We start from the raw sequence: 24081 nt of genomic DNA, 5'->3' as shown, positions 1-24081 counted from the left end.
CGGCGTCGAACGGGGACAAAGCGCGTGTATTGCCCATTGGCCCGCGCCCTCGGCGGCCGGTTTCTCCCGAAAGGGATCGAGACCGGGTCCGGCTAAGCCTCAACAGGGCTGCCCACCGGATGCTGGCGGATAACGATGGCGCGGAGCGATCGGCTTCGTCGAAACGGTATTTATTCAAACAACTCCGGACGTCGTCCGGCGCTCCGCGACCCTTTCCATTCCCTCTCACAGCCGAAGGCGTGGGATCACACCTACTTGCCCCCACCTGACCGCTTCGCGGTCTGTCCGCCCCCATAGGGGGCGGAGGACGCGCGCGCGGCGCCGGCGGCGGTTCCTCTTCCCCCTGTGGGGGAAGACGACCGCGAAGCGGTCCGTAGGGGGCAAGTGTTCGCCGCACTGTCCCAGAAAAGGAGCCCCTCAATAGCTCTTCGGCAGACCCAGCACCCGCTCGGCGATGAAGTTGAGGATCATCTCGCGGCTGATCGGCGCGATGCGGGCGATCATCGCCTCGCGGAAGTAGCGCTCGACGTCGTATTCCTTGGCGTAGCCCATGCCACCGTGGGCCAGGACCGAGCTCTCGCAGGCGGTGAAGCCGGCCTCGGCGCCCAGGTACTTGGCGGCGTTGGCCTCGGCCCCACAGTCCAGGCCGCGGTCGTAGAGGGCGGCGGCCTTGAAGGCCAGCAGGTTGGCGGCCTCCAGCTCGGCCCACGACCTGGCCAGCGGATGGGCCACGCCCTGGTTCTGGCCGATGGGCCGGCCGAACACCACGCGCTCCTTGGCGTAGGTGGTCGCCTTGGCCAGGGCGGCGCGCCCCAGGCCGATGGCCTCGACCGCGAACAGCACCCGCTCGGGATTGAGGCCGTGCAGCAGGTAGGCGAAGCCCTTGCCCTCCTCGCCGACCAGGTCGTCGGCGGGCACGAACAGGTCCTCGATGAACAGCATGTTACACTCGACCGCCTTGCGCCCCATCTTGGGGATCGGCTTGGCCTCGATCTTCTCGCGGTCGGTGTAGAACAGGGACAGACCCTGGGTGGGCTTGGCGCACTGGTCCTTGGGCGTGGTGCGGGCGATGATCAGGATCTTGTTGGCGCGCTGGGCGCCGGTCGTCCAGATCTTGCGGCCGTTCAGCACATAGCCGTCGTTGGTGCGCTCGGCCCGGGTCTCCAGGCTGGAGGTGTCCAGGCCCGAATTGGGCTCGGTCACCGCGAAGCACATCTTGTCCTCGCCGGAGATCAGCCGCGGCAGGTGCTTCTGGCGTTGGGCGTCGGTGCCGAACTTCACGATCGGCATCGGGCCGAAGATGTTCAGGTGGATGGCGCTGGCGCCCGAAAAGCCCGCGCCCGACTGGGCCACGGTCTGCATCATGATCGCCGCCTCGGTCAGGCCCAGTCCCGCCCCGCCGACGCTCTCGGGCATGGCCACGCCCAGCCAGCCGCCCTCGGCGATGGCGGCCACGAATTCCTCGGGGAAGATCCCCGTCTCGTCGGTGCGGCGCCAGTACTCGTCGTCGAAATCGGCGCACAGCTTGGCGACGCCTTCGCGGATGGCTTCCTGTTCGTCGGTCAACCAGAATCCGCTCATTCGCCCCTGCCCTGCCGTTATCGTTGCGCCTCAGGTCCTCGAGAACCGCCGCGCGTCGAGCAACGCGGCGTCCGGGCCTGGGTTATCACCCTTCAGATACGACGCGGCCAGATCGGCCACAAGCGGGGCCAGCAGCCAGCCGTTGCGGCGGGCGCCCACGGCCAGCATCACGCCCGGCGTCGCGCTCCACCCCACCAGCGGCAAGCCGTCCGGGGTGGCGGCCCGCACCCCGACCTCGGTGGTCAGGACGGCCTCGGCCAGCTCCGGGCGCAGGCGGATCGCCGCGACGCGCAGGGCGTCCGTCGCCGAGGGGTCGACGGTCAGGTCGTCGCGACCGGCCTCCATTGTGGCGCCGATCGCCGGGCTTCCGCCGGGCGCGATATAGACCCCCTCGCCCCGGATCACCGGGCCCGTGGCCGGGCCACGGTCGGCGCGCAGGATCTGGCCCTTGATGGGACTCAGCGCCTTCAGCTCCGGCGCCAGGCCCGAGGCGTCGCCCGCCCCCGTGGCCAGCACCGCGGCGGAGAAGGCCGGCAGGTCGTCGCGGGTGAAGGCGCGGGCCTCGAAGCGGCCGCCCAGGGCCTCGAACGCTGTCCGCAGGGCGGTCAGGGCGGGGCGCGCCTCGATCCGCCAGTCCTCGGCGTCGACCAGGGCGTCGTCCAGGCGCTGGAAGGGGGCGCCCAGGGCGTCGGCGCGGGCGGCGACACCCGCCAGCCAGGCGGCCTCTCCCTCGACCCTCAGACCGTCTCGCAGGATCGTCAGCTCCAGCCCCTCGGCGAAGGCCGGCCAGAGGTCGCGGGCCCGCCGCAGCAGCGCCAGATGCGGGGTCGAGACGGGGTCGAACACCGCTTCGGCCACCGGCGCCAGCATGCCGGCCGCCACCCCGGACGCGTTGTCGCCGGGAGGATTGGGATCGAAAAGCGTGACGTCGAATCCGGCGCGCGCCAGGGTCAGCGCCACGGCCGATCCGATCGCGCCGGCGCCGGCCACCGCCACCCGCGCGCGCAGCTTGGTCTCCATGGGCGGCAAACACCCTTGCTCGCGCCAAACGTCAAGCCCGGCGGGACATTTTGCGGGTTCTACGGATGTGTCAGAGGCGTGACTAACGCAACCGCATGGGTCTATCCTGTGTTAACCAAGCTGGACCACACGCTCTTGCATAGAGCGAGGGCGCGGGGCCGCTGGGAGGAACATGACGCGGATGACCGACAAACCCTCTTCCGACATGGCTCACCCCGTCGATCTCTATGTCGGGGCGCGTCTTCGGATCCGCCGCAAGGTCCTGGGTCTCAGCCAGACACAGCTGGCCGAAGCCCTGGGCATCACCTTCCAGCAGATCCAGAAATACGAGCGGGGCGCCAACCGGATCAGCGCCTCGAAACTGTACGAGGCCGCGCGTCTGCTGCAGTCGCCGGTGTCCTACTTCTTCGAGGGCCTGGACGAGACGGCCCAGGGCGAGGCCGACGACGGTTTCGCCCAGCGCATGACCCAGTTCGTGGCCACGCCGGAGGGGCTGGAGCTGGCCGGGCTGTTCCCGCGGCTGAACGATCGCCGCCTGCGTCGCCGGGTCGTCGACCTGGTCAAGGCGATGGTCGACGACGAGCCGGCGACGGTCGCGCCCTAGGGGATCGCCGATCTGTCCCAGGCGTTCTAGGGGCCGACCGGCATCTGTCGCCGCCGATAGGCCTTCATGCTTCTGATCGTATCGCTGTTCCTGATCTGCGCCGTCGTCATACCGCCGGCCGGCGAAGTCGTTCGCCGCCATCAGCGCGCGATCCAGCGCCGCAAACAGATCGAGGCCTTCCTCCGCTCCAGTCCGGTGGCCGAATACCGTCTCGACGGGTCGTCCTAGCGGGCGGCCGCTCAAGGAGGACGCCGTTTTCGGCGTTTGCCGGGCTCCACGGTCTAGCGGCGCTGTGCCGCACTTCCGCAGAACACCGTTCGGGCGCAACCTCAAGGTCAGGGAGCGGACGCGGAACGGCGCGTCACAGTCGGGAGTCTGAGCGTGAGAGCGTCCTCGAGGACGGCCGTTGGCCGCATTCGATATTGGTGGCAGGCCCATCCGATGGTCGGGCTGGCGGCGGGCTGGATCGCGATCACGCTGATCGGCTGGCGCGTCTGGGCCGCCCTGAACGGCCACCCGGCCTAGACACCGGCTTTGCCGGCCGCCCGCGGCGCAAGGCCGCCGCCCCTTCGTCGCGCCTTCGATCGCTCCGAAACGAAGAGACCCTGGAAAACGAAAAAGCCCTGGGCGAACCCAGGGCTTTTCGAGGTCTGCGATGGTACCGCCTCTCAGGCTTGAACTGAGGACCTCCGGTTCCACAAACCGGCGCTCTAACCAACTGAGCTAAGGCGGCGCATCGCGAGGGAGTGTCTTTAGTCGGACGCGTGAATTGGATCAAGCGTCGAAACGCTGCTTTCCACACGAAAACGCCCCGGAGCGTTGAAGCTCCGGGGCGCTCGTTTCCTGGCCGGTCGTCCGGGTCCCTAGCGGGGGACCGTGAAGACGATCGGGATCGTGATCTGACCACCGTCCACCGGAGCGCCGTCAAGCGTCTTCGGCTTCATGCGGAACAGTCGCGACAGCTTCATGGCCGCATCGCCAAAGCCGTAGTCCGCCGGGTTTTCCGACTGGACCGAGCAGCTTTCCAGCGAGCCCTTGGCCGTGACCGTACATGACAGGACCGCACGGCCGCCCACTTCCATCCGCTGAGCGCGGTCGGGGTAGTAGCGGGCCATGTCCTCACCGGTGGGCTTGCGGGCCCAGTCCGGCTTGGTGATCACCGAAGCCCGAGCCGGCGGGTTCGAAGGAACCGGCGGCACGTTCGAGATCACCGGAGGCGCCGTCTGTTCGACCCGCTCCTTGACGGGCGGGATCGGCAGCGGCGGCGGCGGCGTGATGTCCGGCGGCGGCGCGATCGGCGGCCTCGGCTGCACCACCGCGGGAGGCGGAGGCGGAGCGTTGGTCGGCGGAGGCGGCGGCGGAGGAGGAGGCGGCGGCGGCGGGGGCGGCGGAGGCAGCTCCACGTCCACGGCGTCGTCGTGATACTCCTTCATCACCGCTTCGAACTTCTGCTTTGCCAGATAGGCGAAGAGAAGGCCGTGAACGCCAACAACCACGATGGTCGCGATACCGAAAGCACCGAGACCTTTTTTGCGTCGCGGGCCTTCCGAAGTGAGCGGGTCGTAGTGGCGATGCTCAGGCGCTTGTTGTTCAGCCATGCATCACCCCTAGCTGTTCTGATCCTTGCCGATKAGCGCCACGCTATAGAAGCCGTTATCCTGGAGGGTGTTCATCACCTCCATGAAAGCCCCGTAGCGCGTCTTTTCGTCGGCGCGGATGAAGATACGCTCCTTGGTCGGATCGCGTCTGCCGATGTTCTTAGCGAGGTCCGCTCCCATCGTGTCGACGGTGGTCTCAAAGTCGCCAATGTAGACCGAACCGTCCGCCTTGATGGAGATGTAGACCGGCTTTGGCGGGTTCTGCGATGCTTTCGCGACCGCCGGCGGCAGGTTTACTTCGACCGACACGGAGGCGAGCGGAGCCGCCACCATGAAGATGATCAGGAGCACCAGCATGACGTCCACGAAGGGCGTAACGTTGATGTCGCTGTTCTGTTCGACGTTAAACCTGTCGCCCCCACCGCCTGAGAGTTTGGCGGCCATCGGTCTTAGGCTCCTTTGTCGAGCTGACGCGAGATGGCGTTCATCAGTTCAGCAACGAAACCTTCCGAGCGGGTGCCGTAACCCGAGATGCGGGTCTGGAAGTAGTTGTAGAAGATAACCGCCGGGATAGCGGCGAACAGACCAATACCGGTGGCCAGCAGGGCTTCGGCGATGCCGGGGGCCACGACGGCGAGGTTGGTGGTGTTGGTGTTCGCGATGCCGATGAACGAGGTCATGATGCCGTACACGGTGCCGAACAGGCCGATGAACGGACCGGCCGAACCGACCGAGGCCAGGAACACCATGCCGCCCGACAGACGCTTAACCAGCGAGGCTTGCACCGCGTTGATGGCGTAGGTGGCGCGGGCCAGGGTCGAGTCGCGGTGTTCGCCGGCGACGGCCAGGCCAGCTTGGCGCGACAGTTCGACTTCTTGGGCGGCCGCGGCGGCCATGTCGGCCATCGGGTTGCCTTCGAATTCTTCCGACGAGCCGATGCGGGCGATGTCGGCGATCGAGCGAGCGCCGCGGAAGGCTTCCAGGAACTTGTCCGACTGCTTGTTGAGGGCGCCGAACTCGAAGATCTTGGTGATCAGCAGGACCCACGAGAAGACCGAGGCCAGGATCAGGCCGATCATGACGACCTTAACGACGGCGCCGGCGGCGAGGAACATGCCGACCGGGGTCAGCGAGTGACCTTTCTTCTCGCCAGCGGCGGCGTCTTCGGCCGGCGGGGCGGCTTCGGCGGGGGCGGGAGCAGCGGCCGGAGCGGCAGCGGCGTCGCCGGCCGGGGCGGCCGCTTCGGTGGTGGCCGGCGCAGGAGCAGCAGCGTCCTGGGCGAAGGCCGGGGCGCTCGCCATCAGCGCCATAGCGCCGACGAGAGCGATGAGGGGGGTCTTCCGTTTAATGTCGAGCATCTTTCGCCAGTTCCTGGTTGGTCTAGCACGTTTGGACCGAGGGTCGTCGCGCGAGAGCGTCTCCACCCTAACTTGAATAGTCTGCTCGGCCCCGATCACTCGAACGCCTTGCAGACCCGCTTCGCTGCGCTCGACCCGTTACGCCCCCCAAGCCGGACTCATGCCCAACAAGAAGGATCGTTTCGAAGCGCGTGTGATCGCCGCCCCCGAGGAGGCTTCGATCTTACCGCAATGTTAGAATTGCGGCAGGGGTCCTTTGGCAACCCCTTTTCGTACCGTCAAGGGGTGCGAGGAGGCATAAATTCACCGTCCCTTTGACGCACCCACTACCTTTGCCGCACCGCACAAATGGGAAATCAGGATTTGAGGGCGGTTTTTCCCTACCAAAGGGAATATCGATGTTGCGCCGCAACATGCTTACAAAACGTCGGTCTCGAAGACCTGATCTGAGCGCGTAGCGCGCCGCAGTTCAATCTTACCGGGAAAGATGGTGACCAGAGATCTGACCTCTGCCGCTACCGCCCTATGGCCGGGGAGCTGGTCGGAAGGGCTTTTTGACCGCCGATCGGCCTTTCCGGCGTCCAAAACCGGGGCGCGCCCACCGCTCTCCGGGGAAAACAGAACCCATCCTCGCCGAGAACGAGGCCTGATCCCCACAGCGGCGGCCAAGTCGACTGAGCGTGCTCCGGCCTCGCCCTGCCCGCTGAGATCGGTGAGGACGAGGCTCGGGAATCGACCCCGCTCGCCAGATCCAAAAGGAGGGCGTTCGATTTCGTCGCCACCCAAGCGTCATCGCTAAAATTTCACATCTGCCCTGAGGCGGACGCCGATGATCAAGTTCGCGGCGCCCGGTGGGACATGGCCCGTCGCGTCGCCGGCGACCTTCGACGACGCTGCCCGACCCTGAAGCGATCAAAATACCCGTGTCTGAAAGGAATGGTGCCTGGGGGCGGATTCGAACCACCGACACGCGGATTTTCAATCCGCTGCTCTACCAACTGAGCTACCCAGGCCCTGGGCCTAAGAAGCGGTCGAAACCGCTTTGGCGCCCGCCCTACGGCGGGGAGCCGCGTCTATAGGGGAGGCTAAAAACGAAGTCCAGCCCCTCTTGAAGCGATCTCGAACTATTCCCGACCGAAGTCTGTGGACGGCGGATTCTCCTCGTCCTCGTCGGCCCCGGGCACCACGTATCGGTCCGACAGCCAGCGGTTCAGATCGATGTCGGCGCAGCGCTTGGAGCAGAAGGGCCGGAAGGCCTGCTCGGCGGGTTTCTTGCAGATGGGGCAGGCGCTCATGAGGACGAGACCTCCAGGCGGTCGTTGGGCCAGTCGGCGGCGACGGCCAGGGTGAAGCGACGGCCGATCTTGTCGGCCAGGGCGGCGTCGAGGGCGGCGAAGGCGTCGGCCACAGCCTGGCTACAGCGGCCCGCCAGCTTGCCGCCGGGATCCGCCCTGCCCTCGCGCTCGAAGGCCCGGACCAGGCGCAGGGCGCCGGCGCGGGCCGACAGCCCGCCAGCGTCGTCCAGCAGCCGATCGAGAATCGGCTTGGTCCGGCGCGGCACGATCATCTCGAGCGCTCCGAACTTGCTGATCGGACCCAGGCCCACCCCGGGATTGTCGACGGCGAAGGCGTTGCGGGCCGCCGTGGTCAGGGCTGGGCCGTCGTGGCCGCGGCCGACCAGGTCGAAGACCACCAGCCCGGCCAAGCCCTTCAGGCGCAGGATGCGGGCCGCCGTCGTGAAGGCGGCCATGTTGGCGGCGCGGGCCGCCTTCTTGGAATCACCGTCGCGCCCTCCGAGATCGACGTCGATCGCCACCAGGGCCCGCGTCGCCTCGATGCTGATGTCGCCGCCGCCCGGCAGGGCGAAAACCGTGGCCAGAACCTCTGCCTCGGCGGCCTCGACCGCCTCCAGGGCGGCCAGCCCTTGCGTCGGCGAGCCGGACTTGACCCAGAGGCGCAGCAGTTCGTCGATGGTCGGGGCATGAGCCAGGACGCGCGGCTCGCCCTCGGCCGGGCCGACATAGCGGGCCACGCCGGACTTGTCGCGGCGCGAGGGGGTGCGGACCTCGATCTCGACCACCTGGCCCTCGACCAGTTTGGGCATGTCGGGCTTCAGCGCCAGCAGCAGGCCGGCCCCGCCCGGCAGGGCGACGAAGGCCGAGTTGAAGGCGCGCTCGATCTTCTTGACCCGGGCGACGCCGCGTACGCCCTCCGCGTCCAGCGGATCGTCACCGTCCCATTGGGCGACCAGACGCTCGGGACGGCCGTCCAGGGTGACGACCCCGACGGTCTCGCCGATGCCGGTATAGAGATAGGCGCGCCGTTCGCTCATTTTCGATAGCCCAGGCCGGTCAGCAGGTTCAGCGTCTCGTACAGCGGCAGGCCGACCACCGAGGTGTAGGAGCCGTGCAGGTCGATGATGAAGCCGCCCGCCACGCCTTGCACGCCGTAGCCGCCCGCCTTGCCGTTCCATTCGCCGCCGGCCAGGTAGTCGACCTGCTCCTGGTCGGAGAGGTGCTTGAACTGCACGCGGGTCTCGACCAGCCGCGAGGCCTCGCGCCCGTCGGGAGCGATCGCGGCGACGCCGGTCAGGACGTTGTGATTGCGTCCCGACAGCAGCTTGAGGCAGTAGGCCGCCTGCTCGGGCGTCTCGGCCTTGGGCAGGATGCGGCGGCCGACGGCCACGACGGTGTCGGCGGCCAGGACGATGGCGCCGGGCGAACGCGACGCGACCGCCCTCGCCTTCTCGATCGCCAGGCGCAGAGCATGGCGCCGCGGGGTTTCATCCCGCAGCGGCGTTTCATCGATATCGGCGGGATCGACCCGATCCGGGGCGACGCCGACCTGCGCGAGCAGGTCCAGGCGCCGGGGGCTCGCACTGGCCAGGACCAGCGGCGTCCGCTGGACGACCATCGCCAGCCCTACTTGAAGCGGTAGGTGATGCGGCCCTTGGTCAGGTCGTAGGGCGTCATTTCCACGAGCACCTTGTCGCCGGCCAGCACGCGGATGCGGTTCTTGCGCATCTTGCCGGCGGTGTGGGCGATGATCTCGTGATCGTTCTCCAGCTTCACGCGGAAGGTCGCGTTGGGCAGCAATTCGCTGACCGTACCGGGAAACTCGAGCAGTTCTTCCTTAGCCATCAGGCCTCTCAAAACGGGTGACGCCATGCCGGCAAAGCCCCCGCGACGATTGAGTCGGGAGGGTCATCGCGGCTGCGAGGCGGGGTGTATAGCGCATTCACCCCCCGAACGTCGATGGCGCGCCGAAACGTTGTCGAATCGCCGTGGCCAGAGCGTCACGCACCTCGCGGTAAGCGGCCAACATGGCGTCGCGCGAGCCGTCCGCAAGGGTCGGGTCGTGGGTCGGCCAGTATTCGATGTCGGTGGCGCGGTCCCGCGCCAGCTCGACGGCCCGGTGCTGGGCCTCCGGGGTCAGGGAGATGACGACGTCGAAACTGTCGTCCTCCAGCTGGGCGAAGCTCTTGGGTCTGTGGCCGCTGACGTCCAGGCCCATCTCGTCCATGACCACCGCAACGAACGGATCGACGCCCTCCTCGACCGGGTCGGGCTTCAACCCGCACGAATCGACGAACGCCCGCGTGCCGTAGAAGTGCTTGAACAGCGCCTCGGCCATCGGCGAGCGCACGCGGTTGTAGTTGCAGGCGAACAGCACGGCGTCCGGAAGCGTTCCCGACACCCCTAGAGCCCCTCTCTATCGAAAAGGCTCAACCGCTCCGAAGAGAGGGGCTCTAGATTCCTTGCGTCGGGGCGTGTTCTCATCGCGAAACCGGGGCCACTTTCACGGAACACGCCCTAGCCCCGCCAGTGCAGCGCGCAGATCAGCGTGAAAAGCCGACGGGCCGTGTCGAGGTCGGTCTTCACCTTGCCCTCCAGCCGTTCGCGCAACAGGTTCGAGCCCTCGTTGTGCAGGCCGCGCCGTCCCATGTCCAAGGCCTCGATCTGCTGGGGCGAGGAATTGCGGATCGCCGAATAGTAGCTGTCGCAGATCATGAAGTAGTCCTTGATCACCCCCCGGAAGGGCGACAGGGACAGCAGGTGCCGGCGCTCGGGCACGCCCGGACCGGCGATGTCGAAGGCCAGGCGGTTCTCGACCAGCGACAGCTTCAGATCGTAGGGCCCGCCCTTCGATTCGACCGGCTCGAAATAGTTGCCGTCCAGCAGGTCGAAGATCGCCACCTGGCGCTCCTGCTCCTGGTCGCGCGACGCGGCGGCCAGGCTGTCCTCGTCGATGAGGATGGACTTCAGGAACTGGTTGGCCTGGGGCTCGGACATCGTCGGCAGACTTGCCCCTTACGGCTTGGTTGGCAACCGGATGGCGGCGGACAGGGCGTGGGCCGGCAGGCCCTCGGCCTGCGCCAGGGCCACGGTGTGCGGCCCCAGGATCCCGAACGAGGCCGCGTCGCACTTCACGATCGAGGTGCGCTTGAGGAAGTCGTAGATCGACAGGCCCGACTGGAAGCGCGCCGCGCGGCTGGTGGGCAGCACGTGGTTGGAGCCGGCCACGTAGTCGCCGATCGCTTCCGGGGTCAGGCGGCCCAGGAAGATCGCCCCGGCGTGGCGCACGCGGTCGGCCAGCCGCTCGGGCTCGTCGATCGCGAACTCGACGTGCTCGGGGGCCAGCAGGTCCACCAGGCGCGGGCTGTCGTCCAGCGGGCACAGGATGATCGCGCCGTGGTCGCGCCAAGAGGCGGCGGCGTCGACGCCGGTGGCCAGGGTCTTGAGCAGGGCGTCGACGGAGTCGGACACCGCCTGGGCGAAGGCCTCGTCGTCGGTGATCAGGATCGATTGGGCGGCCGGGTCATGCTCGGCCTGGCTCAGCAGGTCGGCGGCGATCCAGTCGGGATTGTTGTCGGCGTCGGCGACCACGACGATCTCGGACGGACCGGCCAGGGCGTCGATGCCGACCACGCCGTAGAGCCGGCGCTTGGCGGCGGTGACATAGGCGTTGCCCGGGCCGACGATCTTGTCGACCGGCTGGATGGGGCCCGCGCCATAGGCCAGGGCGGCGACGGCCTGGGCCCCGCCGATCCGCCAGATCTCGGTGACCCCGGCCTCCTTGGCGGCGGCCAGGACCGCCGGCTCCAGCTTGCCGGGCGGGGTGACCATGGCGATGCGGTCGACGCCGGCCACCTGGGCGGGCACGGCGTTCATCAGCACGGTCGAGGGGTAGGCCGCCCGGCCGCCGGGCACATAGACGCCCACGGCCTCCAGCGGCGTCCAGCGCCAGCCCAACTGCACGCCGGCCTCGTCGGTCCAGGACTGGTCCTGCGGACGCTGGCGGGTGTGGAAGGCGCGGATGCGGGCGGCGGCGAAGGCGATGGCCTCACGGACCTCGGCCGAGCATTCGGCGGCGCCGGCGGCGATCTCGTCGGACGTGACGCGGATGGTGTCCTCGGTCAGCTCCACGCCGTCGAAGCGGCTGGTGAAGCTGAGCACGGCCTTCAGCCCGTCGGCCTGGACGGCGTCCAGCACGTTGCGCGCGGCCGCGTCGACGTTCTCGGGCGCGCCCCGGCGCTCGTCGAGGAAGGCCTTGAAGGCGGCGGGAAAGGACGGGTCGGCGGAATTGAAGCGGCGCATGGGGCCTAGATGCGGGTTTTTCGACAAGACACAAGAGGTTTGGTGCGGCGAACACTTGCCCCCTACGGACCGCTTCGCGGTCGTCTTCCCCCACAGGGGGAAGAGGGCGCCGTGCGGCGGCGTACACCTCCGCCCCCCATGGGGGCGGACAGACCGCGAAGCGGTCAGGTGGGGGCAAGTGTTCGCGGGCACGGCCTGACCGTTTCGCGTAGAAGCGCGCAAGCAGCCAAGAGACCCCCATGCTTCCCACCGACTCCATCTCCATCACGCCCGCCGACCTCGCCACGTCGCCGGACCTCGCCCAAGCCCTGTTGGCCCTGAACAACGCCCATGCGGTGGAGCTGTCGTGGCTGGAGCCGCCCCGGCTGGCGCGCATGGTGGGCGAAGCGTTCCTGGCCGAGCGGATCGGCCAGGCCGACGCCCTGCTCCTGGCCTTCGACCAGGACGCCGACTACGACAGTCCCAATTTCCTGTGGTTTCGCGAACGCTTCCCGCGTTTCGTCTATGTCGACCGGATCGTGGTGGCCGGCAAGGCTCGCGGCCGGGGTCACGCCCGCCGCCTTTACCAGACCCTGTTCGAACGGGCCCGCGCGGCGGGGCACGAGCGCGTCGTCTGCGAGGTCAACGCCAACCCGCCCAACCCGGCGTCGGACGCCTTCCACGCGGACTTGGGCTTCACCGTGGTCGGGACCGGCGAGATCCATGGCGGGGAGAAGACGGTGACCTATCTGGCGCGGGATTTGGGTTAGGGCGTCGAAACCCCTCTCTCTATGAGAGAGGGAAAACCATCGACGCCTTCGCCCCGCCGCCCGCCCGCATCGCCGCGACATAGACCGCCGCCGCGATGCCTGCCCCGACGAACCACGCGTAGTCGTAGAGGCCCGTCCACGGCGCGCCGATCCCCGCCGCCGACGGCAGGCCGGCCGCCTTCAGGAAGCCCGGCAGGTTGGGGGCGACGCCGATCACGAAGGCCGCGACGGCCGCCAGGTTCCAGCCCTTGAAGTAGGTGTAGCGCCCCGTGCGGTCATACAGCGCCTCGACGTCCAGTCGGGCGCGGCGCAGCAGCCAGTAGTCGGCGATCAGGATGCCGGCCACCGGCCCCAGCAGGGCGCCGTAGCCGGTCAGCCAGACGAAGATGTAGCCCTGGGTGCTCTCCAACAGCTTCCACGGCATGATCAGCACGCCGATCGCCGCGGTGATGTAGCCGCCGGTGCGGTAGCTGATCTTGTTGGGCCACAGGGCCGAGAAGTCGTAGGCGGGGCCGACCAGGTTGGCGGCGATGTTGCACGACACCGTGTCGAGGCTGATGATCAGCAGGCCCACCAGCACCGCGATCCCGCCGATGTTGCCCGACAGCGCCACCGGGTCCCAGATCGGCTTGCCGTAGATCAGCACGGTGGCCGAGGTGACGATCACGCTCATCGTGGCCAGCAGGGCCATCGGACCGGGCAGGCCCACGACCTGGCCGACGATCTGGTCGCGCTGGGTGCGGGCGAAGCGGGTGAAGTCGGGGATGTTCAGGGCCAGGGTCGCCCAGTAGCCGGTCATGGCGGTGACGGCCGGGCCGAAGTCCTTCCAGAACCGGCCGGCCTTGGCGCCGCCCGCGTCGTAGGCGCTGGGCTCGTGCAGGATCGGGCCGATGCCGCCGGCCTTGCTCAGCGCCCACCAGACCAGCAGGCCGCAGACCAGGATCTTGACCGGCGCGGTCCAGGTCTCGAGCTTGCGCACGGTCTCCAGGCCCTTGGTGACGAACAGCAGCTGGATGGCCCAGAAGGCGGCGAACGACAGCAGCTGGCCGACGCCGATGCCCAGCACGGGGACCATCGGCCCGACCAGGCTCTTGCCGATCATCACGCCCAGCAGGGTCAGCAGCGCCCCGCCGCCGATCCAGGTCTGGATGCCGTACCAGCCGCAGGCGACGATCGCCCGCGCCAGGGCCGGAGCCCGCGCGCCGCGCCAACCGAACGAGGCCCGCGCCAGCACCGCGTAGGGCACGCCCCATTTCGCGCCGGCGTGGCCGATCAGCAGCATCGGGACCAGCACGATCACATTGCCCAGGAGCACTGCCCAAACCGCCTGGCTCGCCGACATCCCCTGCTCGATCAGGCCCGCGGCCAGCATGTAGGCCGGCACGGCGATGACCATGCCCAGCCACAGCGCCGCGAAGTGCCGCGCCTTCCAGGTGCGCTGGGCGGCCGTGGTCGGCGCCAGGTCCGGGTTCCAGAGCGTGTTGCTGGCTTGGTCGTGATCCATGTCGCCCCCGCGATCGTGTCGTGGGCGGACCATCGACCGGTGTTCGGCGGAGGTCACGCGGAAAATTCACCCTGGAGCGGTGAAGGCTGAATCGCCCTATGCGGAGGCTTCGTCTTCACGGCTCCATCGGGGGAGAGGCCATGAACGCCCTTATCGATTCCATCCGCAACGGCTTTGGCGGGCTCCTGCGCTTCTCGGGGCGGGACCCGGCTGGACGCTTCTGGCCCTACGCCGGCGTCGTGATCGGCCTGATGTTTTTCGCCGCGTTCGCGACGATGGCGCCCATCATGAGCGGGGTGTTCGCGCGGATGCAGAGCTTCGCGGCCGAACACCCCGACCAGGCCACGGTCACCCGGGGACCGGGCTCCTATTCGATCCAGATCCAGGGGAACCACCCCGAGCTGATGCCCGACGTGACGCCGTTCTTCACGGTGATGCAGGTCGGGTGCGCGGTGGGCGTGCTGCTGCTGGCCGCGGCGGTGACCCGGCGGCTGCACGATCGCGGGCGGCGTGGCTGGTGGGGCCTGGCGCCCTTGCCCTTCCTGGTCGTGGGGATGACCGTCTTCCCACGGCTCTTCAAGACCACCTTGGCGGGCGAGATGACGCCGGACTCGATGAGGCTGTTCGGCCTGATGTTCGCCAACAACCTCCTCTATCTCGGCGCGCTGGGCCTGCTGATCTTTTTGCTGGCGGGCGCGAGCGAGCCGAAGGCGAACCGCTTCGGCCCTCCCGCGCCCTGAAGCGGCTTAGCCCATGCCGGCATAGGCCAGGGTCGCGAGCCCCGCCCCGAACACCAGGACCATGGCCACGATCCCGACCCGGCCCCACTGGATGCAGGGGCCCGCGTGCCGAAGCTCGGCGGCCTCGGGCTTGTTGATGTCGCACTTGTTGAAGAACACGGAACGCGCACGCACACGGGTCGCGAACACGGCGTCAGCCATGGCGATCTCTCCCTAACGAGGCCCGCTCCTCTGACGGGAGCGCAAGGCCACGGTTAACACGAAAACTCGCCTAACGAGCGACTTTCCTCGCGTTTCGGGACGAAAATCGAGCCGGATCGCGCGTTTTCGTCGTCGAAACGACGCTCGAAGACGAAAAACGCGCGATTTTTCGAGAAACGGTCATTTCTCGAAATGGCTACTTCACGATGGTGTCGACCGTCTGCCGGGTGACCGCGTGATAGAGCGGTCGGGTCTTGGCGTAGATCCGCTTGGCGATCGGCTGGCCCCAGTCGCCCTGGGCCATCAGGTCCTTGAACAGCGGCGCGACGAACTTGCGGCGGCCCTGGTCGGTCAGGAAGGCCTCCAGCGACGGCAGGGCCGGCTCGTAGCGGTTGGCGACGGCCAGCTCCAGCCAGACGAAGCGGATCTCGCTGTTGCCCTGGGCCGACAGGCCGAAGGCCTTGTCCAAGGCCGCCAGGCGTTCGTTGGACAGCGCGCGCGGCAGGCTGGCGATGAAGCGGGTGCGCTCGGGCGTGCTCCAGGCCGTCCACTTGGCGGACGGGGCCGGCCCGCCCTTGGCGTAGGCGGCGGCCAGGGCGTCCACCGCCGGGAAGGCGGCCGACTTGATGTGCACGGCGTTGTCCGGCAGCCCGACCTCGTAGACCCACTTGTCGATGCCGATCGCGGCCTCGAGCTTGGGATCGCCCTTGATCAGGTTGGCCCGCAGGTCGGCGACGAAGCCGGCCGTGGTCTGCGACTGGAAGGCGTGGCGGGCGAAGTAGGCCTTCAGATAGGCGTCCCAGCGCTCGCGGCCGACGGCCTTCTCGATGGTGCGCAGGAAGGTCGCGCCCTTCTGGTAGGCGATGTCGGTCATGCCGTCGTCGGGATCGCGGCCGGTCAGGTCCAGATGCAGGCGGGTGTCGGCGCCGGTCAGGCCGCCGGCGTCCTTGATCGCCTCCTGCAGGTCGCTCCAGCCCAAGTCGGCCAGCATGTCGGCGCGTTCCTTGCCGTACAGCTTCTCCATGATCCGGTTTTCGAAATAGTCGGTGAAGCCCTCGTTCAGCCAGAAGTCGGACCAGGTGGCGTTGTTGACCAGGTTGCCCGACCACGAGTGCGCCAGCTCGTGGGCCACCAGGCTGACCAGCGAGCGGTCGCCGGCGATGATCGTGGGCGTGGCGAAGGTCAGGCGCGGGTTCTCCATGCCGCCGAACGGGAACGACGGCGGCAGCACCAGCAGGTCGTAGCGGCCCCAGGCGTAGGGCCCGTAGAGGCTCTCGGCCGCCTCGACCATCTTCTCGACGTCGACCAGCTCATTGGCGGTCTTCTTCATCACCGACGGCTCGGTATAGACGCCGGTCCGCTGGCCCAGCGGGGTGAAGGTCAGGTCGCCGATGGCGATGGCGATCAGGTACGAGGCGACCGGCTTGTCCATCTTGAACCGATAGGCGCGGCCGCCAGCGACCGGTTCGCCGTCCGGGGTCAGCATCTCGGCGCTCATCACCGCCTTCAGGCCTTCCGGTGCGACGATGCGGGCGGTCCAGGTCTGGCGGATGCCGGGGCTGTCCTGGGTGGGGATCCAGGTGCGGTTGAGGATCGCCTCGCCCTGGCTGAACAGGTAGGGCTTGGCCTTGCCCGCCGTCTGGGCCGGGGTCAGCCATTGCAGGGCCGCGCCGCCGGGGGCGCTGTCGTAGCTGATGACGATGCGCCTGGCGCCGTTCAGTTGCACGGTCAGCGGCGCGCCGAGGTTCGGATCGGCCTTGCCCAGGGTCCACGGCAGCGCCGCGCCCCTGTCGTCGGTGATCGCCTTGATCACCAGGCCCTTGCTGTCGAGCACCACTTCCTTGGCGTCCGGCGCGGCGGCGATGTCGAGGGCGGCCGTGCCGGTCATCTTCTGGCCGGCGAAGTCGGCGGTCAGGTCCAGGTCCACATGGGTGACCCGCGCCACCAGCGGCTGGGCGTAGGAGTGGATGTCGCGGGCTTCCGGCGTCGTCAGGATCGCCGGGATCGGCGGCGTGGCCCCTTGCGCTTGAGTTTGGGCCATGGCGGGCGCGGCGACGCCGCAGAGCAGGAGCGCCAGCAAGGCGGCGCGGCCGGTGTTTTTCAGGGTCATGGGAAGCCGGTTCCGTGTTCGGAAATGCGTTGCTTCCGTCTTAACCCAGAGCGTCGTCCGGTCCAGCGGCAATCGGCTAGTTCAGATACTCCAGCAGGCTGGTCCCACCGGTGTTGACGCTGCCGTCGCTGTTGAACAGCGAGGCCAGCTTGTCGGAGAGGTTCTGCACCTCGACCATCTTGTCGTAGAGGGCCGGGGTCCAGCCGGCGGCCTGGCGCTCCTCGTCGCTCATGGCGGCGTACTGGGTGATCAGGTTCTTGCCGAAGGCCGAGGGATCGGACCCCTTGGTGCTGGCGTAGGCGCTGGAGACGCTGTCGCGGTTGCGGGCCTTCACCTCGGCCTCGGCCTGGGTGATCTCGTGCTCGGAGAACTGGTCGCCCTTGTTCAGGGCCACGGCGGCCAGCGAGCGGTCGTCGAACTTGGAGAAGTCGATCTCGCCGTCGTCGGGCGAGGTGGCCATGCCGTCCTTGGTCGCCGAGGCGTACTGCTTGTCCAGCACCGAGCGGACGTCCGAGGCGACCTTGCCGATGTCGCGGGTACGCGGATTGGCGACCACCCCGCCGACGTCCTTCAGATAGGCCGCGACCGGGTCGCCGTCGATGCCGGAGGGCTGGACGCCGGGCTTGGCGGTGGCCTGCTTGAGGCCCTCGGTCAGGGCGGCCTTGTCCTTGGCCCACTGGGCCGTGCCCTTCTCCTCGGCGCCGGCGGCCTCGAGATTGGCCAGGGCCGCCTTGTAGAGCCCGGCATAGTCGCCGGTCACCCGCATGGCCGAGGCCGAGGCCGATAGGGCCGTATCGCGGTTGGCCTTCATCTGCAGGCTGGCGACCACCTGCTCCTCGATGGAGAACTTGCCGCCCTTGTTGCTGGCGATGGCGTAGAGGCTGCGGCGGTCCAGGCCCGACACGTCGATCGTCGCCTTGCCGTCCTTCAGGGCGCTGGTCGCCTTGGCGTCGGCCAGCAGCTTGTCCAGGGCCGAGCGGGCCGAGGCGACCACCGCGTCGGTGGTGCGGTTGTCGGTCTGGGCAGCCAGGGCGGCCTGGGCCTCAGCCGACAGGGTGACCTTGTCGCCGGAGCCGCTGGTCTTGGCCGCGGCGGTGCTGGACGCGTCGCTCGAGGCCGCCGTCGTCGCGGCCGTCGTGCTGGCCGTACTGGTGGCGAGATAGGGGTTCGCCGCATAACCGTTGGTGACGCTGCCGACCATGACGCCCTCGACAAATCGCCGCGAGATTACGAATCGCGACGGCCCTGAAACACCGGGTCAAATGGCGGGAACATGGTTAAGGGCGCATTAACCATGTCGGCAGGAGAGCCCCTACCCCGGCACGCTGACCTGGGTCACGGGCTGGATGTCGGTGAACTTGGCGACGTCGCCCAGCACCTCGGGGGCGCGAGGACCGCCCAGGCTGGCGCCCAAGGCTTCGGGGCTCTCGAAGGTGAAGTTGACGATGACCACGAACGGGGCCGCGCCGCCGTCGGGACCCGGCTGGCCCTTGAGGACCTGCACGTCCGTCAGGCCCGTCGCGGTGAAGGCCTCCTTCACCAGCGGGATGTGGACGGCGTCGTAATAGGCCTGGTCGAACTTGGCGCCGGGCGTCGCGGGATAGAGCACGCTGAAGATGACCATGTCGCTTCCCTGCACTGGCGGCCTCGCCGGTCGCGCGCCGTCCGGAGCTCAGTTAAGCACGCGGGCGACGCGTCGCCACGATCGCCGCGACGGCGCCCGTTCAGGCCTGGACATAGACCCAGGCGCGCAGGCCCGATCGCAGGACCACGTCGACGCGCCTGTAGTCCGAGACCTCGTAGGTGTCGGCGGCCGCCAGTTCCTCGGCCGTGATCTCGAACACCATGCCCTCGACCGAGTCGTCGGGGTCGTCGCTGGCCGCCACGATGGGATGATGGTCGGCGCCGCTGGCGGCGATCACCGCCGGATCGGTGATCCGCACCATCGTGCGGCTGTAGCCGGGCAAGGCGTCGGCCGCGCCGGCCAGAAGCCGGCCGAAGGTTTCCAGCTGCACCTTTTCCAGTTGCAGGGTGCCGTACGAGAAGAGGCGGATCGGGTCGGGCATGGCGCTTCCTGTATCGTGGACGGCGATGCTAGGCGACGCCATCGCCCCGGGCCATGAGCAGCGCGACGAACCGCATCACCGGCTCGGCGGACCGCGTCGCCGGCCTCAGCGCGCGGCCCACAGCGCGCCGGTCGCCGCCTGCAGATCGCCGGAAACGCCGCGTCGCGCCAGGGACAGGCCCTCCAGCTCCACCCTGTCGGCGCGCAGGGTGCGCGGGTGGATGCTGTAGCCCAGCTGGTAGATGGCGCGGTCGGTCTTGGTGACGCCGTCCTCGATGAACACCGTCAGCACGCCGACCGGCACGCGCCCGGTCCCGGCCTTGCCGGCCTTCTTGCGCAGCCCCTTCTCGATCCAGCCGATCTCCAACCGGGGATTGCCGGTGGTCTCGACGCTGTCGGAGCGCAGCTCGGCGGGGAACCAGACGGTCTGGGTCTGGATCACCTGGCCGTCGTTGACCGAGATCAGCCGAATGGTCTCGCCGCCCTTCTCGCGCGTGCCCGTCATCACGAAGGTCATCTTGCGGGCGGCCGCCTGCGCCTCCGCCTGGCGCTCGCTGGCGGCGGCGGCGCGCTCCCGGTCCTCGCGGACCCGTTCGCGGTGGGAATCCCAGAAGCTGAGGCCGGTGATCACCAGGGCGGCCACCGCCACGATCTCGGCCAGGGTCAGCCAGCGGATCGGCAAGCGCTTGGAGGGGGTCTCTTCGGTCATCGGGCCTCCGTTTGCGCGCGGCGGGGATGCAGGCTCATCCCGCAACCTCGCCAAGAGCGCCTGGACGGTAGAGTGGCCGCGCCCGCCCGTGAAGCCGTCAGTTCAGGCCTTGGCCGGCCGGCGACGGCGCGGAACGCGAACGACCGCCTCGCCGTCCATGATCAGGTCGTCGCCGACCAGGCCTTCGCAGCGCAGGGTGACACGCGCGCTGACCTCGTCGATGGCCGACACCGTGACCCGGGCCGTCACCACGTCGCCGATCCGCACCGGCCGATGGAACGCCAGGGTCTGGCTCAGATAGATCGCGCCCGCGCCCGGCAGGATGGTGCCGACCACGGCCGACCCGAACGACGCCGACAGCAGGCCGTGCGCGATCCGGCCGCGATAGGCGGTCTTGGACGCGAACGCCTCGTCCATGTGCACGGGGTTGAAGTCGTCCGAAGCCTCGGCGAAACGCTGGATGCGCTCCTCGGTGATGGGGACGTGCTTTTCCGCGGTCATCCCGACCGAGAGTTCTTCCAGGATATAGCCGCCGGAGGCGTGAGGTTGGATCATACCGCGCCGATAGCCATGATGCGGCGAGATGGCCAGCGAAATACGCATGAACCCGTCCGATCCGACCCCCACGCCCGGGAGAGCGGCGCTCGAAGCCGGCCCGCCGAAACTAAGGTGATTAACCGTTCCGCTTCCCGGACATCGCCCCATCTTCCTCCGCGCCTCGTCATGAGAGTGTAGCCGCACGGCCTTCCAGCCGGTCGGCCTGCGGCTTTTCCGATGGAGACGAAGCATGAGCGCGGACAGCGGTTCTCCGATCACCCCCTCGGCCGAACCCCATGGGTGGCTGTGCACCGAAACCCTCCAGACGCGGTTCGGCGATTTCGCCTTCGAGAACGGCTATCCGGCTGGCGACACCGCCGAGCGCCTGTTCGAGCTGCGAACGCTGAATCGCGCCGTCGAGGTCTACACCACCCAGGTGATGGGGGTCGGCGAGATGGCGTTGAAGCAAGGCCTGCGGACGTTCGGCGCGACCCGGCCCAACCAGGTGGTGGTCTGGGAAAACCTGATGGACTCCGGCACGGTCCTGCTGACCGCCAACACCGAGACCGTCTACGCCATCGTCCATCTGGACCTGAAGGCCGACGGGCCGACGGTGATCGAGGCGCCGCCGCACATGCTGGGCGCGATCCAGGACGGCCTGCAGCGTTACATCACCGACATCGGACCGCTGGGCCCGGACAAGGGCCAGGGCGGCAAGTTCGTGGTCCTGCCGCCCGGTTTCGAAGGCGAGCCGCCGGCCGGTCATTTCGCGGCCTGGTCGCGAACCTACTCGGTCACCGTCTTCATGCGCGGCTTCCAGTCGGAGGGCAAAACCGACAAGCCCGTGGCCCTGATCAAGCAGACCAAGGTCTATCCGCTCGACAAGGCCGACGCGCCGCCGACGATGGAGTTCCTGAACGGTTCGGGCCAGGCCATCGACACCCTGTTCCCCGACAATTTCCGCTTCTTCGAACTGCTGGCCATGCTGGTGGGCGAGGAGTCGGCCGAGAACTTCGACCCGCTGGAGCGCTTCCAGATGCAGGCGATCGGCATCGAGAAGGGCAAGCCGTTCGCGCCGGACACCAAGGCCCGCGACCTGCTCGACGAGGCGGCCCGGCTGGGCGGGGCCATCGCGCGGGCCAACACCTTCGCCTCACCGGTCCCGGGGGTGTTCTACTATCCCGACCGCCAGTGGCAGGGGACGCCGCCGGCCAGACCTACACCTTCACCGTCGACGGCATTCCCCAGGTCGACGCCCGCAACAACGTCTACTACATGGCCGCCGGCAACTCGCCGGCCATGATGGCCAAGAACATCGGCCAGGGCTCGCAGTACCTGTGGACATATCGCGACGCCGACGGCGCCTTCCTGGACGGTGCGAAAGCCTATCGCTTGCGCGTCCAGCCGGGCGTTCCGATAAACAACTTCTGGTCCGTCGTGGTCTATGACGCGCTCAGCCGGTCGGAACTGCAGACCGACAACCCGCTGCCGTCGATCAGCAGCCTGTCCAACCCGATCGTCAACGCCGACGGCTCGGTCGACATCGTCTTCGGGCCCGACAGGCCGGCGGGCGAGGCCAACTGGATCGGCACGGTTCCAGGCCGGGGCTGGTTCCCGATCTTCCGGTTCTACGGCCCCGAGGAGGCGTTCTTCGACAAGACCTGGAAGCTGGAGGACATCGCGGCCGTCGACTGAAACGACGGCGGAGCGCCTATTCCGCGTGACCCGGCCGGCGCGGGGTGGACCAGGCTTCCGAGACGTCGGCCAGGATCACGTCCAGGCAGTCGACGCTGACCTTCAGGTCGCCGCCGCCCGCGAAGGTCAGCAGCACGGCGCCGCCCGGGGCCTCGCCCGGCTCGAAGGCCACCGACAGCAGCTCGACCACCGCGCCCTTGGCGTCGCGACGCAGCTTGCGGGCCTGGACGCCGGTGACGTCGCCCAGTTGCAGGGCCGAGCGGATGCGCTCGCCCTTCCTACCGCCTTTTTGCGCGCCCGACTCCCAGCGGAAGCGGTTGCAGGCCAGGGTCAGGGTGCGGGCCGAGGCGTCCCAGCGGATGTCGCCGATCTTGGCCACGGCGTCCTGCAGGGCGGCCGAGATCACCGCCAGGTCGTCGGCGTCCTGGGCCAGGAGCTTCAGACCCCCGTCTTTCTTGGGAGCCGCGTCAGTCATGGTCGAGGTCGCTTTCGGCTTCGCCCTTGATCCGGCGCACCTGGGCCCCGCAGGCGCCCAGCTTTTCTTCCAGCCGCTCGAAGCCGCGGTCCAGGTGGTAGATGCGGCTGACCGTGGTCTCGCCGCGCGCCACCAGGCCGGCGATCACCAGGCTGACCGAGGCGCGTAGATCGGTGGCCATGACCTCGGCGCCTTCCAGCCGCTCGACGCCGCGTACGCGGGCCTCGCCGCCCGACACCGAGATGTCGGCGCCCAGGCGCATCAGCTCGGGGGCGTGCATGAAGCGGTTCTCGAAGATGGTCTCGCGTATGTGGCTCTCGCCCTTGGCCGTGGTCATCAGGGCCATGAACTGGGCCTGCAGGTCGGTGGCGAAGCCCGGATAGGGCTGGGTCTCGACGTTGACGGCCTCCAGGCGGTGGCCGTTGCGCTTGATGATCACGCCGTCCTCGGTGCGGATCACGCCGCAGCCGGCCTCCTCCAGCTTGGCCAGCAGGCTGTCGATCAGCTCGGGACGGGCGCGGGTCAGCTGGACCTCGCCGCCGGCCATGGCGGCGGCCACGGCGTAGGTGCCCATCTCGATCCGGTCGGGGATCACCGAGTGGGTCGCGCCGTGCAGCTTGGCGACGCCGGTGATGGTGATGGTCGGGGTCCCCGCCCCTTCCACCTTGGCGCCCATGGCGTTCAGGCAGATCTGCAGGTCCAGCAGTTCGGGCTCGCACGCGGCGTTCTTGATCACCGTGACGCCGTCGGCCAGCACGGCGGCCAGCATGGCGTGCTCGGTGGCGCCCACCGAGACGAACGGGAATTCGATCTCAGCGCCCTTCAGGCCGCGCGGGGCCTGGGCGTAGACGTAGCCTTCGTGCAGGTCGATCTTGGCGCCCAGCGCTTCCAGGGCCTGCAGGTGCAGGTCGACGGGACGCGCGCCGATGGTGCAGCCGCCCGGCAGCGAGACCTTGGCCTGGCCGGTGCGGGCGATCAGCGGGCCCAGCACGTTGAACGAGGCGCGCATCTGGCGGACCAGGTCGTAGGGCGCGAAGCCGCTGGTGATCTCGGCGGCGTGCAGCACCGTCTCCGAACCGTCCGGCCCCTCGCGCTCGTCGACGTTCGCGCCGAGGCGCGTCAGCAGCCTGCCCAGGAACTTGGTGTCGGCCAGGCGCGGCATGTTGGTCAGGCGCAGCGGCTGATCGGTCAGCAGGCTGGCCGCCATCAGCTTGATGGCCGAGTTCTTGGCGCCGCTCACCGGGATGATCCCGTTCAGCTGCGCGCCGCCGGTGATGGCGATACGATCCAATGAAAGTCCCTCGTCGCGCGGCCTTCGGGGGGATGTCGCCGCGCGGTCACATGTGAAAGGGCGGTTCTACTGGTTGCAAGGGCCCGCGCAAGGGGCTGCACGGATTCCTCAAGGTTCCTCCTCAGTCGGAGGGTGAATCGTCGTCCGAGCGGGGCGAGTCCAACTTGGACGTCCCCTTGTCCGAGCTCTCCGCCCTTGGGGCGGGCGCGGCTTTCCTACGGCGGAGATTGGTTCGCAGCGCCTGGGC

Annotated in this window: 29 protein-coding genes and 2 tRNA genes; 7 read left to right on the top strand and 24 right to left on the bottom strand. The window is 68.5% G+C overall.

Annotation, left to right across the window (positions count from 1 at the left end):
- Nucleotides 1-417: 417 nt before the first annotated feature.
- On the bottom strand, nt 418-1581 hold the full coding sequence (locus AC1DMQ_RS15030) for an acyl-CoA dehydrogenase family protein (RefSeq protein WP_477034358.1): 1164 nt from the start codon (nt 1579-1581) through the stop codon (nt 418-420).
- 30 nt (nt 1582-1611) lie between these two features.
- Entirely contained in the window at nt 1612-2601 is a 990-nt protein-coding gene (locus AC1DMQ_RS15025; RefSeq protein ID WP_477034357.1) for an NAD(P)/FAD-dependent oxidoreductase, read from the bottom strand.
- 181 nt (nt 2602-2782) lie between these two features.
- Here AC1DMQ_RS15025 and AC1DMQ_RS15020 point away from each other — a divergent pair, with 181 nt between their 5' ends.
- The 3 genes from AC1DMQ_RS15020 (at nt 2783) to AC1DMQ_RS15010 (ending at nt 3730) form a co-directional block, all read left to right on the top strand.
- Nucleotides 2783-3205 (top strand): helix-turn-helix domain-containing protein, encoded by a 423-nt coding sequence (locus tag AC1DMQ_RS15020; protein ID WP_477034356.1) that lies wholly within the window; start codon nt 2783-2785, stop codon nt 3203-3205.
- 66 nt (nt 3206-3271) lie between these two features.
- The gene (locus AC1DMQ_RS15015; protein ID WP_477034355.1) at nt 3272-3433 is read left to right on the top strand and encodes a hypothetical protein; all 162 of its coding nucleotides are present in this window, start codon (nt 3272-3274) and stop codon (nt 3431-3433) included.
- A gap of 153 nt (nt 3434-3586) precedes the next feature.
- Nucleotides 3587-3730, top strand: a complete 144-nt coding sequence (locus AC1DMQ_RS15010) for a hypothetical protein (RefSeq protein WP_477034354.1) — start codon at nt 3587-3589, stop codon at nt 3728-3730.
- A 131-nt stretch (nt 3731-3861) separates the two neighbouring features.
- Here AC1DMQ_RS15010 and AC1DMQ_RS15005 read toward each other — a convergent pair.
- The 12 genes from AC1DMQ_RS15005 to hisD form a co-directional block, all read right to left on the bottom strand.
- A tRNA-His gene (locus tag AC1DMQ_RS15005) sits at nt 3862-3938 on the bottom strand.
- Nucleotides 3939-4068: 130 nt separating this feature from the next.
- Entirely contained in the window at nt 4069-4803 is a 735-nt protein-coding gene (locus AC1DMQ_RS15000) for an energy transducer TonB family protein (RefSeq protein WP_477034353.1), read from the bottom strand.
- A 9-nt stretch (nt 4804-4812) separates the two neighbouring features.
- Nucleotides 4813-5247 (bottom strand): biopolymer transporter ExbD, encoded by a 435-nt coding sequence (locus AC1DMQ_RS14995; RefSeq protein ID WP_477034352.1) that lies wholly within the window; start codon nt 5245-5247, stop codon nt 4813-4815.
- Between the two features lie 5 nt (nt 5248-5252).
- Nucleotides 5253-6161, bottom strand: a complete 909-nt coding sequence (locus AC1DMQ_RS14990; protein ID WP_477034351.1) for a MotA/TolQ/ExbB proton channel family protein — start codon at nt 6159-6161, stop codon at nt 5253-5255.
- A gap of 937 nt (nt 6162-7098) precedes the next feature.
- A tRNA-Phe gene (locus tag AC1DMQ_RS14985) sits at nt 7099-7174 on the bottom strand.
- A gap of 111 nt (nt 7175-7285) precedes the next feature.
- A complete protein-coding gene (yacG, locus tag AC1DMQ_RS14980) occupies nt 7286-7456 on the bottom strand; it encodes a DNA gyrase inhibitor YacG (RefSeq protein WP_165189078.1) in 171 nt (56 codons plus the stop codon).
- On the bottom strand, nt 7453-8493 hold the full coding sequence (locus AC1DMQ_RS14975; RefSeq protein ID WP_477034350.1) for a ribonuclease E/G: 1041 nt from the start codon (nt 8491-8493) through the stop codon (nt 7453-7455). The genes yacG and AC1DMQ_RS14975 overlap by 4 nt, the downstream gene beginning before the upstream one ends.
- Entirely contained in the window at nt 8490-9074 is a 585-nt protein-coding gene (locus AC1DMQ_RS14970; RefSeq protein WP_477034349.1) for a Maf family protein, read from the bottom strand. Before AC1DMQ_RS14970 ends, AC1DMQ_RS14975 begins: the two co-directional genes overlap by 4 nt.
- Nucleotides 9075-9082: 8 nt before the next feature.
- Complete coding sequence (gene infA, locus AC1DMQ_RS14965) at nt 9083-9301, bottom strand: translation initiation factor IF-1 (RefSeq protein WP_004617696.1); 219 nt, start codon at nt 9299-9301, stop codon at nt 9083-9085.
- A 97-nt stretch (nt 9302-9398) separates the two neighbouring features.
- Nucleotides 9399-9857: an arsenate reductase/protein-tyrosine-phosphatase family protein gene (locus AC1DMQ_RS14960; RefSeq protein ID WP_477034348.1), complete on the bottom strand. Its 459-nt coding sequence runs from the start codon at nt 9855-9857 to the stop codon at nt 9399-9401.
- Nucleotides 9858-9973: 116 nt separating this feature from the next.
- Nucleotides 9974-10453 carry a UPF0262 family protein gene (locus AC1DMQ_RS14955; RefSeq protein ID WP_477034347.1) on the bottom strand — a complete coding sequence of 160 codons (480 nt, stop codon included), beginning with the start codon at nt 10451-10453 and terminating at the stop codon, nt 9974-9976.
- An 18-nt stretch (nt 10454-10471) separates the two neighbouring features.
- Nucleotides 10472-11758 carry a histidinol dehydrogenase gene (gene hisD / locus AC1DMQ_RS14950; protein ID WP_477034346.1) on the bottom strand — a complete coding sequence of 429 codons (1287 nt, stop codon included), beginning with the start codon at nt 11756-11758 and terminating at the stop codon, nt 10472-10474.
- Between the two features lie 239 nt (nt 11759-11997).
- On the opposite strand from hisD, the gene AC1DMQ_RS14945 reads away from it, so the two are divergent.
- Nucleotides 11998-12507 (top strand): GNAT family N-acetyltransferase, encoded by a 510-nt coding sequence (locus AC1DMQ_RS14945; protein WP_477034345.1) that lies wholly within the window; start codon nt 11998-12000, stop codon nt 12505-12507.
- A gap of 19 nt (nt 12508-12526) precedes the next feature.
- Here the strand turns inward: AC1DMQ_RS14945 and AC1DMQ_RS14940 are convergent, their stop codons facing one another.
- Entirely contained in the window at nt 12527-14011 is a 1485-nt protein-coding gene (locus tag AC1DMQ_RS14940; RefSeq protein WP_477034344.1) for an NCS1 family nucleobase:cation symporter-1, read from the bottom strand.
- Nucleotides 14012-14151: 140 nt separating this feature from the next.
- On the opposite strand from AC1DMQ_RS14940, the gene AC1DMQ_RS14935 reads away from it, so the two are divergent.
- Nucleotides 14152-14751, top strand: coding sequence for a DUF805 domain-containing protein (locus AC1DMQ_RS14935; protein ID WP_477034343.1), 600 nt, complete (start codon nt 14152-14154; stop codon nt 14749-14751).
- A gap of 6 nt (nt 14752-14757) precedes the next feature.
- Here AC1DMQ_RS14935 and AC1DMQ_RS14930 read toward each other — a convergent pair whose 3' ends face one another.
- The 7 genes from AC1DMQ_RS14930 to AC1DMQ_RS14900 all read right to left on the bottom strand — a co-directional run bounded on the left by AC1DMQ_RS14930 (nt 14758) and on the right by AC1DMQ_RS14900 (nt 20391).
- Complete coding sequence (locus tag AC1DMQ_RS14930) at nt 14758-14952, bottom strand: hypothetical protein (protein ID WP_477034342.1); 195 nt, start codon at nt 14950-14952, stop codon at nt 14758-14760.
- Between the two features lie 196 nt (nt 14953-15148).
- Nucleotides 15149-17062: a M1 family metallopeptidase gene (locus AC1DMQ_RS14925; protein ID WP_477034341.1), complete on the bottom strand. Its 1914-nt coding sequence runs from the start codon at nt 17060-17062 to the stop codon at nt 15149-15151.
- Nucleotides 17063-17138: 76 nt separating this feature from the next.
- Nucleotides 17139-18263, bottom strand: coding sequence for a hypothetical protein (locus tag AC1DMQ_RS14920; protein WP_477034340.1), 1125 nt, complete (start codon nt 18261-18263; stop codon nt 17139-17141).
- 111 nt (nt 18264-18374) lie between these two features.
- Nucleotides 18375-18686 (bottom strand): EthD family reductase, encoded by a 312-nt coding sequence (locus tag AC1DMQ_RS14915; RefSeq protein ID WP_477034339.1) that lies wholly within the window; start codon nt 18684-18686, stop codon nt 18375-18377.
- 100 nt (nt 18687-18786) lie between these two features.
- Nucleotides 18787-19128 (bottom strand): gamma-glutamylcyclotransferase family protein, encoded by a 342-nt coding sequence (locus AC1DMQ_RS14910; protein WP_477034338.1) that lies wholly within the window; start codon nt 19126-19128, stop codon nt 18787-18789.
- 105 nt (nt 19129-19233) lie between these two features.
- Nucleotides 19234-19836, bottom strand: coding sequence for a hypothetical protein (locus AC1DMQ_RS14905; protein ID WP_477034337.1), 603 nt, complete (start codon nt 19834-19836; stop codon nt 19234-19236).
- Between the two features lie 102 nt (nt 19837-19938).
- Nucleotides 19939-20391 (bottom strand): MaoC family dehydratase, encoded by a 453-nt coding sequence (locus tag AC1DMQ_RS14900; protein WP_477034360.1) that lies wholly within the window; start codon nt 20389-20391, stop codon nt 19939-19941.
- 232 nt (nt 20392-20623) lie between these two features.
- Here AC1DMQ_RS14900 and AC1DMQ_RS14895 point away from each other — a divergent pair, with 232 nt between their 5' ends.
- Nucleotides 20624-21676: a DUF1254 domain-containing protein gene (locus AC1DMQ_RS14895; RefSeq protein WP_477034336.1), complete on the top strand. Its 1053-nt coding sequence runs from the start codon at nt 20624-20626 to the stop codon at nt 21674-21676.
- A complete protein-coding gene (locus AC1DMQ_RS14890; protein ID WP_477034335.1) occupies nt 21565-22068 on the top strand; it encodes a DUF1214 domain-containing protein in 504 nt (167 codons plus the stop codon). Before AC1DMQ_RS14895 ends, AC1DMQ_RS14890 begins: the two co-directional genes overlap by 112 nt.
- A 16-nt stretch (nt 22069-22084) precedes the next feature.
- Here the strand turns inward: AC1DMQ_RS14890 and AC1DMQ_RS14885 are convergent, their stop codons facing one another.
- Nucleotides 22085-22543: a DUF2948 family protein gene (locus AC1DMQ_RS14885; RefSeq protein ID WP_477034334.1), complete on the bottom strand. Its 459-nt coding sequence runs from the start codon at nt 22541-22543 to the stop codon at nt 22085-22087.
- Nucleotides 22536-23834, bottom strand: coding sequence for a UDP-N-acetylglucosamine 1-carboxyvinyltransferase (gene murA / locus AC1DMQ_RS14880; RefSeq protein ID WP_477034333.1), 1299 nt, complete (start codon nt 23832-23834; stop codon nt 22536-22538). The genes AC1DMQ_RS14885 and murA overlap by 8 nt, the downstream gene beginning before the upstream one ends.
- Between the last annotated feature and the right edge of the window lie 247 nt (nt 23835-24081).

The organism is Caulobacter sp. 05L422 (assembly GCF_056397765.1).
The sequence above is the reverse complement of the archived record's forward strand: the minus strand, read 5'-3'. Positions and strand labels throughout refer to the sequence as shown.

Bases quoted from the DNA above. Each gene is read 5' to 3' on its own strand.
- AC1DMQ_RS15020 (WP_477034356.1), top strand. From the start codon at position 2,783: ATGACCGACAAACCCTCTTCCGACATGGCTCACCCCGTCGATCTCTAT.
- infA (WP_004617696.1), bottom strand. From the start codon at position 9,301: ATGGCTAAGGAAGAACTGCTCGAGTTTCCCGGTACGGTCAGCGAATTG.
- AC1DMQ_RS14990 (WP_477034351.1), bottom strand. From the start codon at position 6,161: ATGCTCGACATTAAACGGAAGACCCCCCTCATCGCTCTCGTCGGCGCT.
- AC1DMQ_RS14920 (WP_477034340.1), bottom strand. From the start codon at position 18,263: ATGGTCGGCAGCGTCACCAACGGTTATGCGGCGAACCCCTATCTCGCC.
- AC1DMQ_RS14935 (WP_477034343.1), top strand. From the start codon at position 14,152: ATGAACGCCCTTATCGATTCCATCCGCAACGGCTTTGGCGGGCTCCTG.
- AC1DMQ_RS15030 (WP_477034358.1), bottom strand. From the start codon at position 1,581: ATGAGCGGATTCTGGTTGACCGACGAACAGGAAGCCATCCGCGAAGGC.
- AC1DMQ_RS14945 (WP_477034345.1), top strand. From the start codon at position 11,998: ATGCTTCCCACCGACTCCATCTCCATCACGCCCGCCGACCTCGCCACG.
- AC1DMQ_RS14895 (WP_477034336.1), top strand. From the start codon at position 20,624: ATGAGCGCGGACAGCGGTTCTCCGATCACCCCCTCGGCCGAACCCCAT.
- AC1DMQ_RS14885 (WP_477034334.1), bottom strand. From the start codon at position 22,543: ATGACTGACGCGGCTCCCAAGAAAGACGGGGGTCTGAAGCTCCTGGCC.
- AC1DMQ_RS15000 (WP_477034353.1), bottom strand. From the start codon at position 4,803: ATGGCTGAACAACAAGCGCCTGAGCATCGCCACTACGACCCGCTCACT.
- yacG (WP_165189078.1), bottom strand. From the start codon at position 7,456: ATGAGCGCCTGCCCCATCTGCAAGAAACCCGCCGAGCAGGCCTTCCGG.
- AC1DMQ_RS15015 (WP_477034355.1), top strand. From the start codon at position 3,272: ATGCTTCTGATCGTATCGCTGTTCCTGATCTGCGCCGTCGTCATACCG.
- AC1DMQ_RS14910 (WP_477034338.1), bottom strand. From the start codon at position 19,128: ATGCCCGACCCGATCCGCCTCTTCTCGTACGGCACCCTGCAACTGGAA.
- AC1DMQ_RS14940 (WP_477034344.1), bottom strand. From the start codon at position 14,011: ATGGATCACGACCAAGCCAGCAACACGCTCTGGAACCCGGACCTGGCG.
- AC1DMQ_RS14970 (WP_477034349.1), bottom strand. From the start codon at position 9,074: ATGGTCGTCCAGCGGACGCCGCTGGTCCTGGCCAGTGCGAGCCCCCGG.
- AC1DMQ_RS14930 (WP_477034342.1), bottom strand. From the start codon at position 14,952: ATGGCTGACGCCGTGTTCGCGACCCGTGTGCGTGCGCGTTCCGTGTTC.
- AC1DMQ_RS14915 (WP_477034339.1), bottom strand. From the start codon at position 18,686: ATGGTCATCTTCAGCGTGCTCTATCCCGCGACGCCCGGCGCCAAGTTC.
- AC1DMQ_RS14975 (WP_477034350.1), bottom strand. From the start codon at position 8,493: ATGAGCGAACGGCGCGCCTATCTCTATACCGGCATCGGCGAGACCGTC.
- hisD (WP_477034346.1), bottom strand. From the start codon at position 11,758: ATGCGCCGCTTCAATTCCGCCGACCCGTCCTTTCCCGCCGCCTTCAAG.
- AC1DMQ_RS14955 (WP_477034347.1), bottom strand. From the start codon at position 10,453: ATGTCCGAGCCCCAGGCCAACCAGTTCCTGAAGTCCATCCTCATCGAC.
- AC1DMQ_RS14905 (WP_477034337.1), bottom strand. From the start codon at position 19,836: ATGACCGAAGAGACCCCCTCCAAGCGCTTGCCGATCCGCTGGCTGACC.
- AC1DMQ_RS14900 (WP_477034360.1), bottom strand. From the start codon at position 20,391: ATGATCCAACCTCACGCCTCCGGCGGCTATATCCTGGAAGAACTCTCG.
- AC1DMQ_RS15025 (WP_477034357.1), bottom strand. From the start codon at position 2,601: ATGGAGACCAAGCTGCGCGCGCGGGTGGCGGTGGCCGGCGCCGGCGCG.
- AC1DMQ_RS14925 (WP_477034341.1), bottom strand. From the start codon at position 17,062: ATGACCCTGAAAAACACCGGCCGCGCCGCCTTGCTGGCGCTCCTGCTC.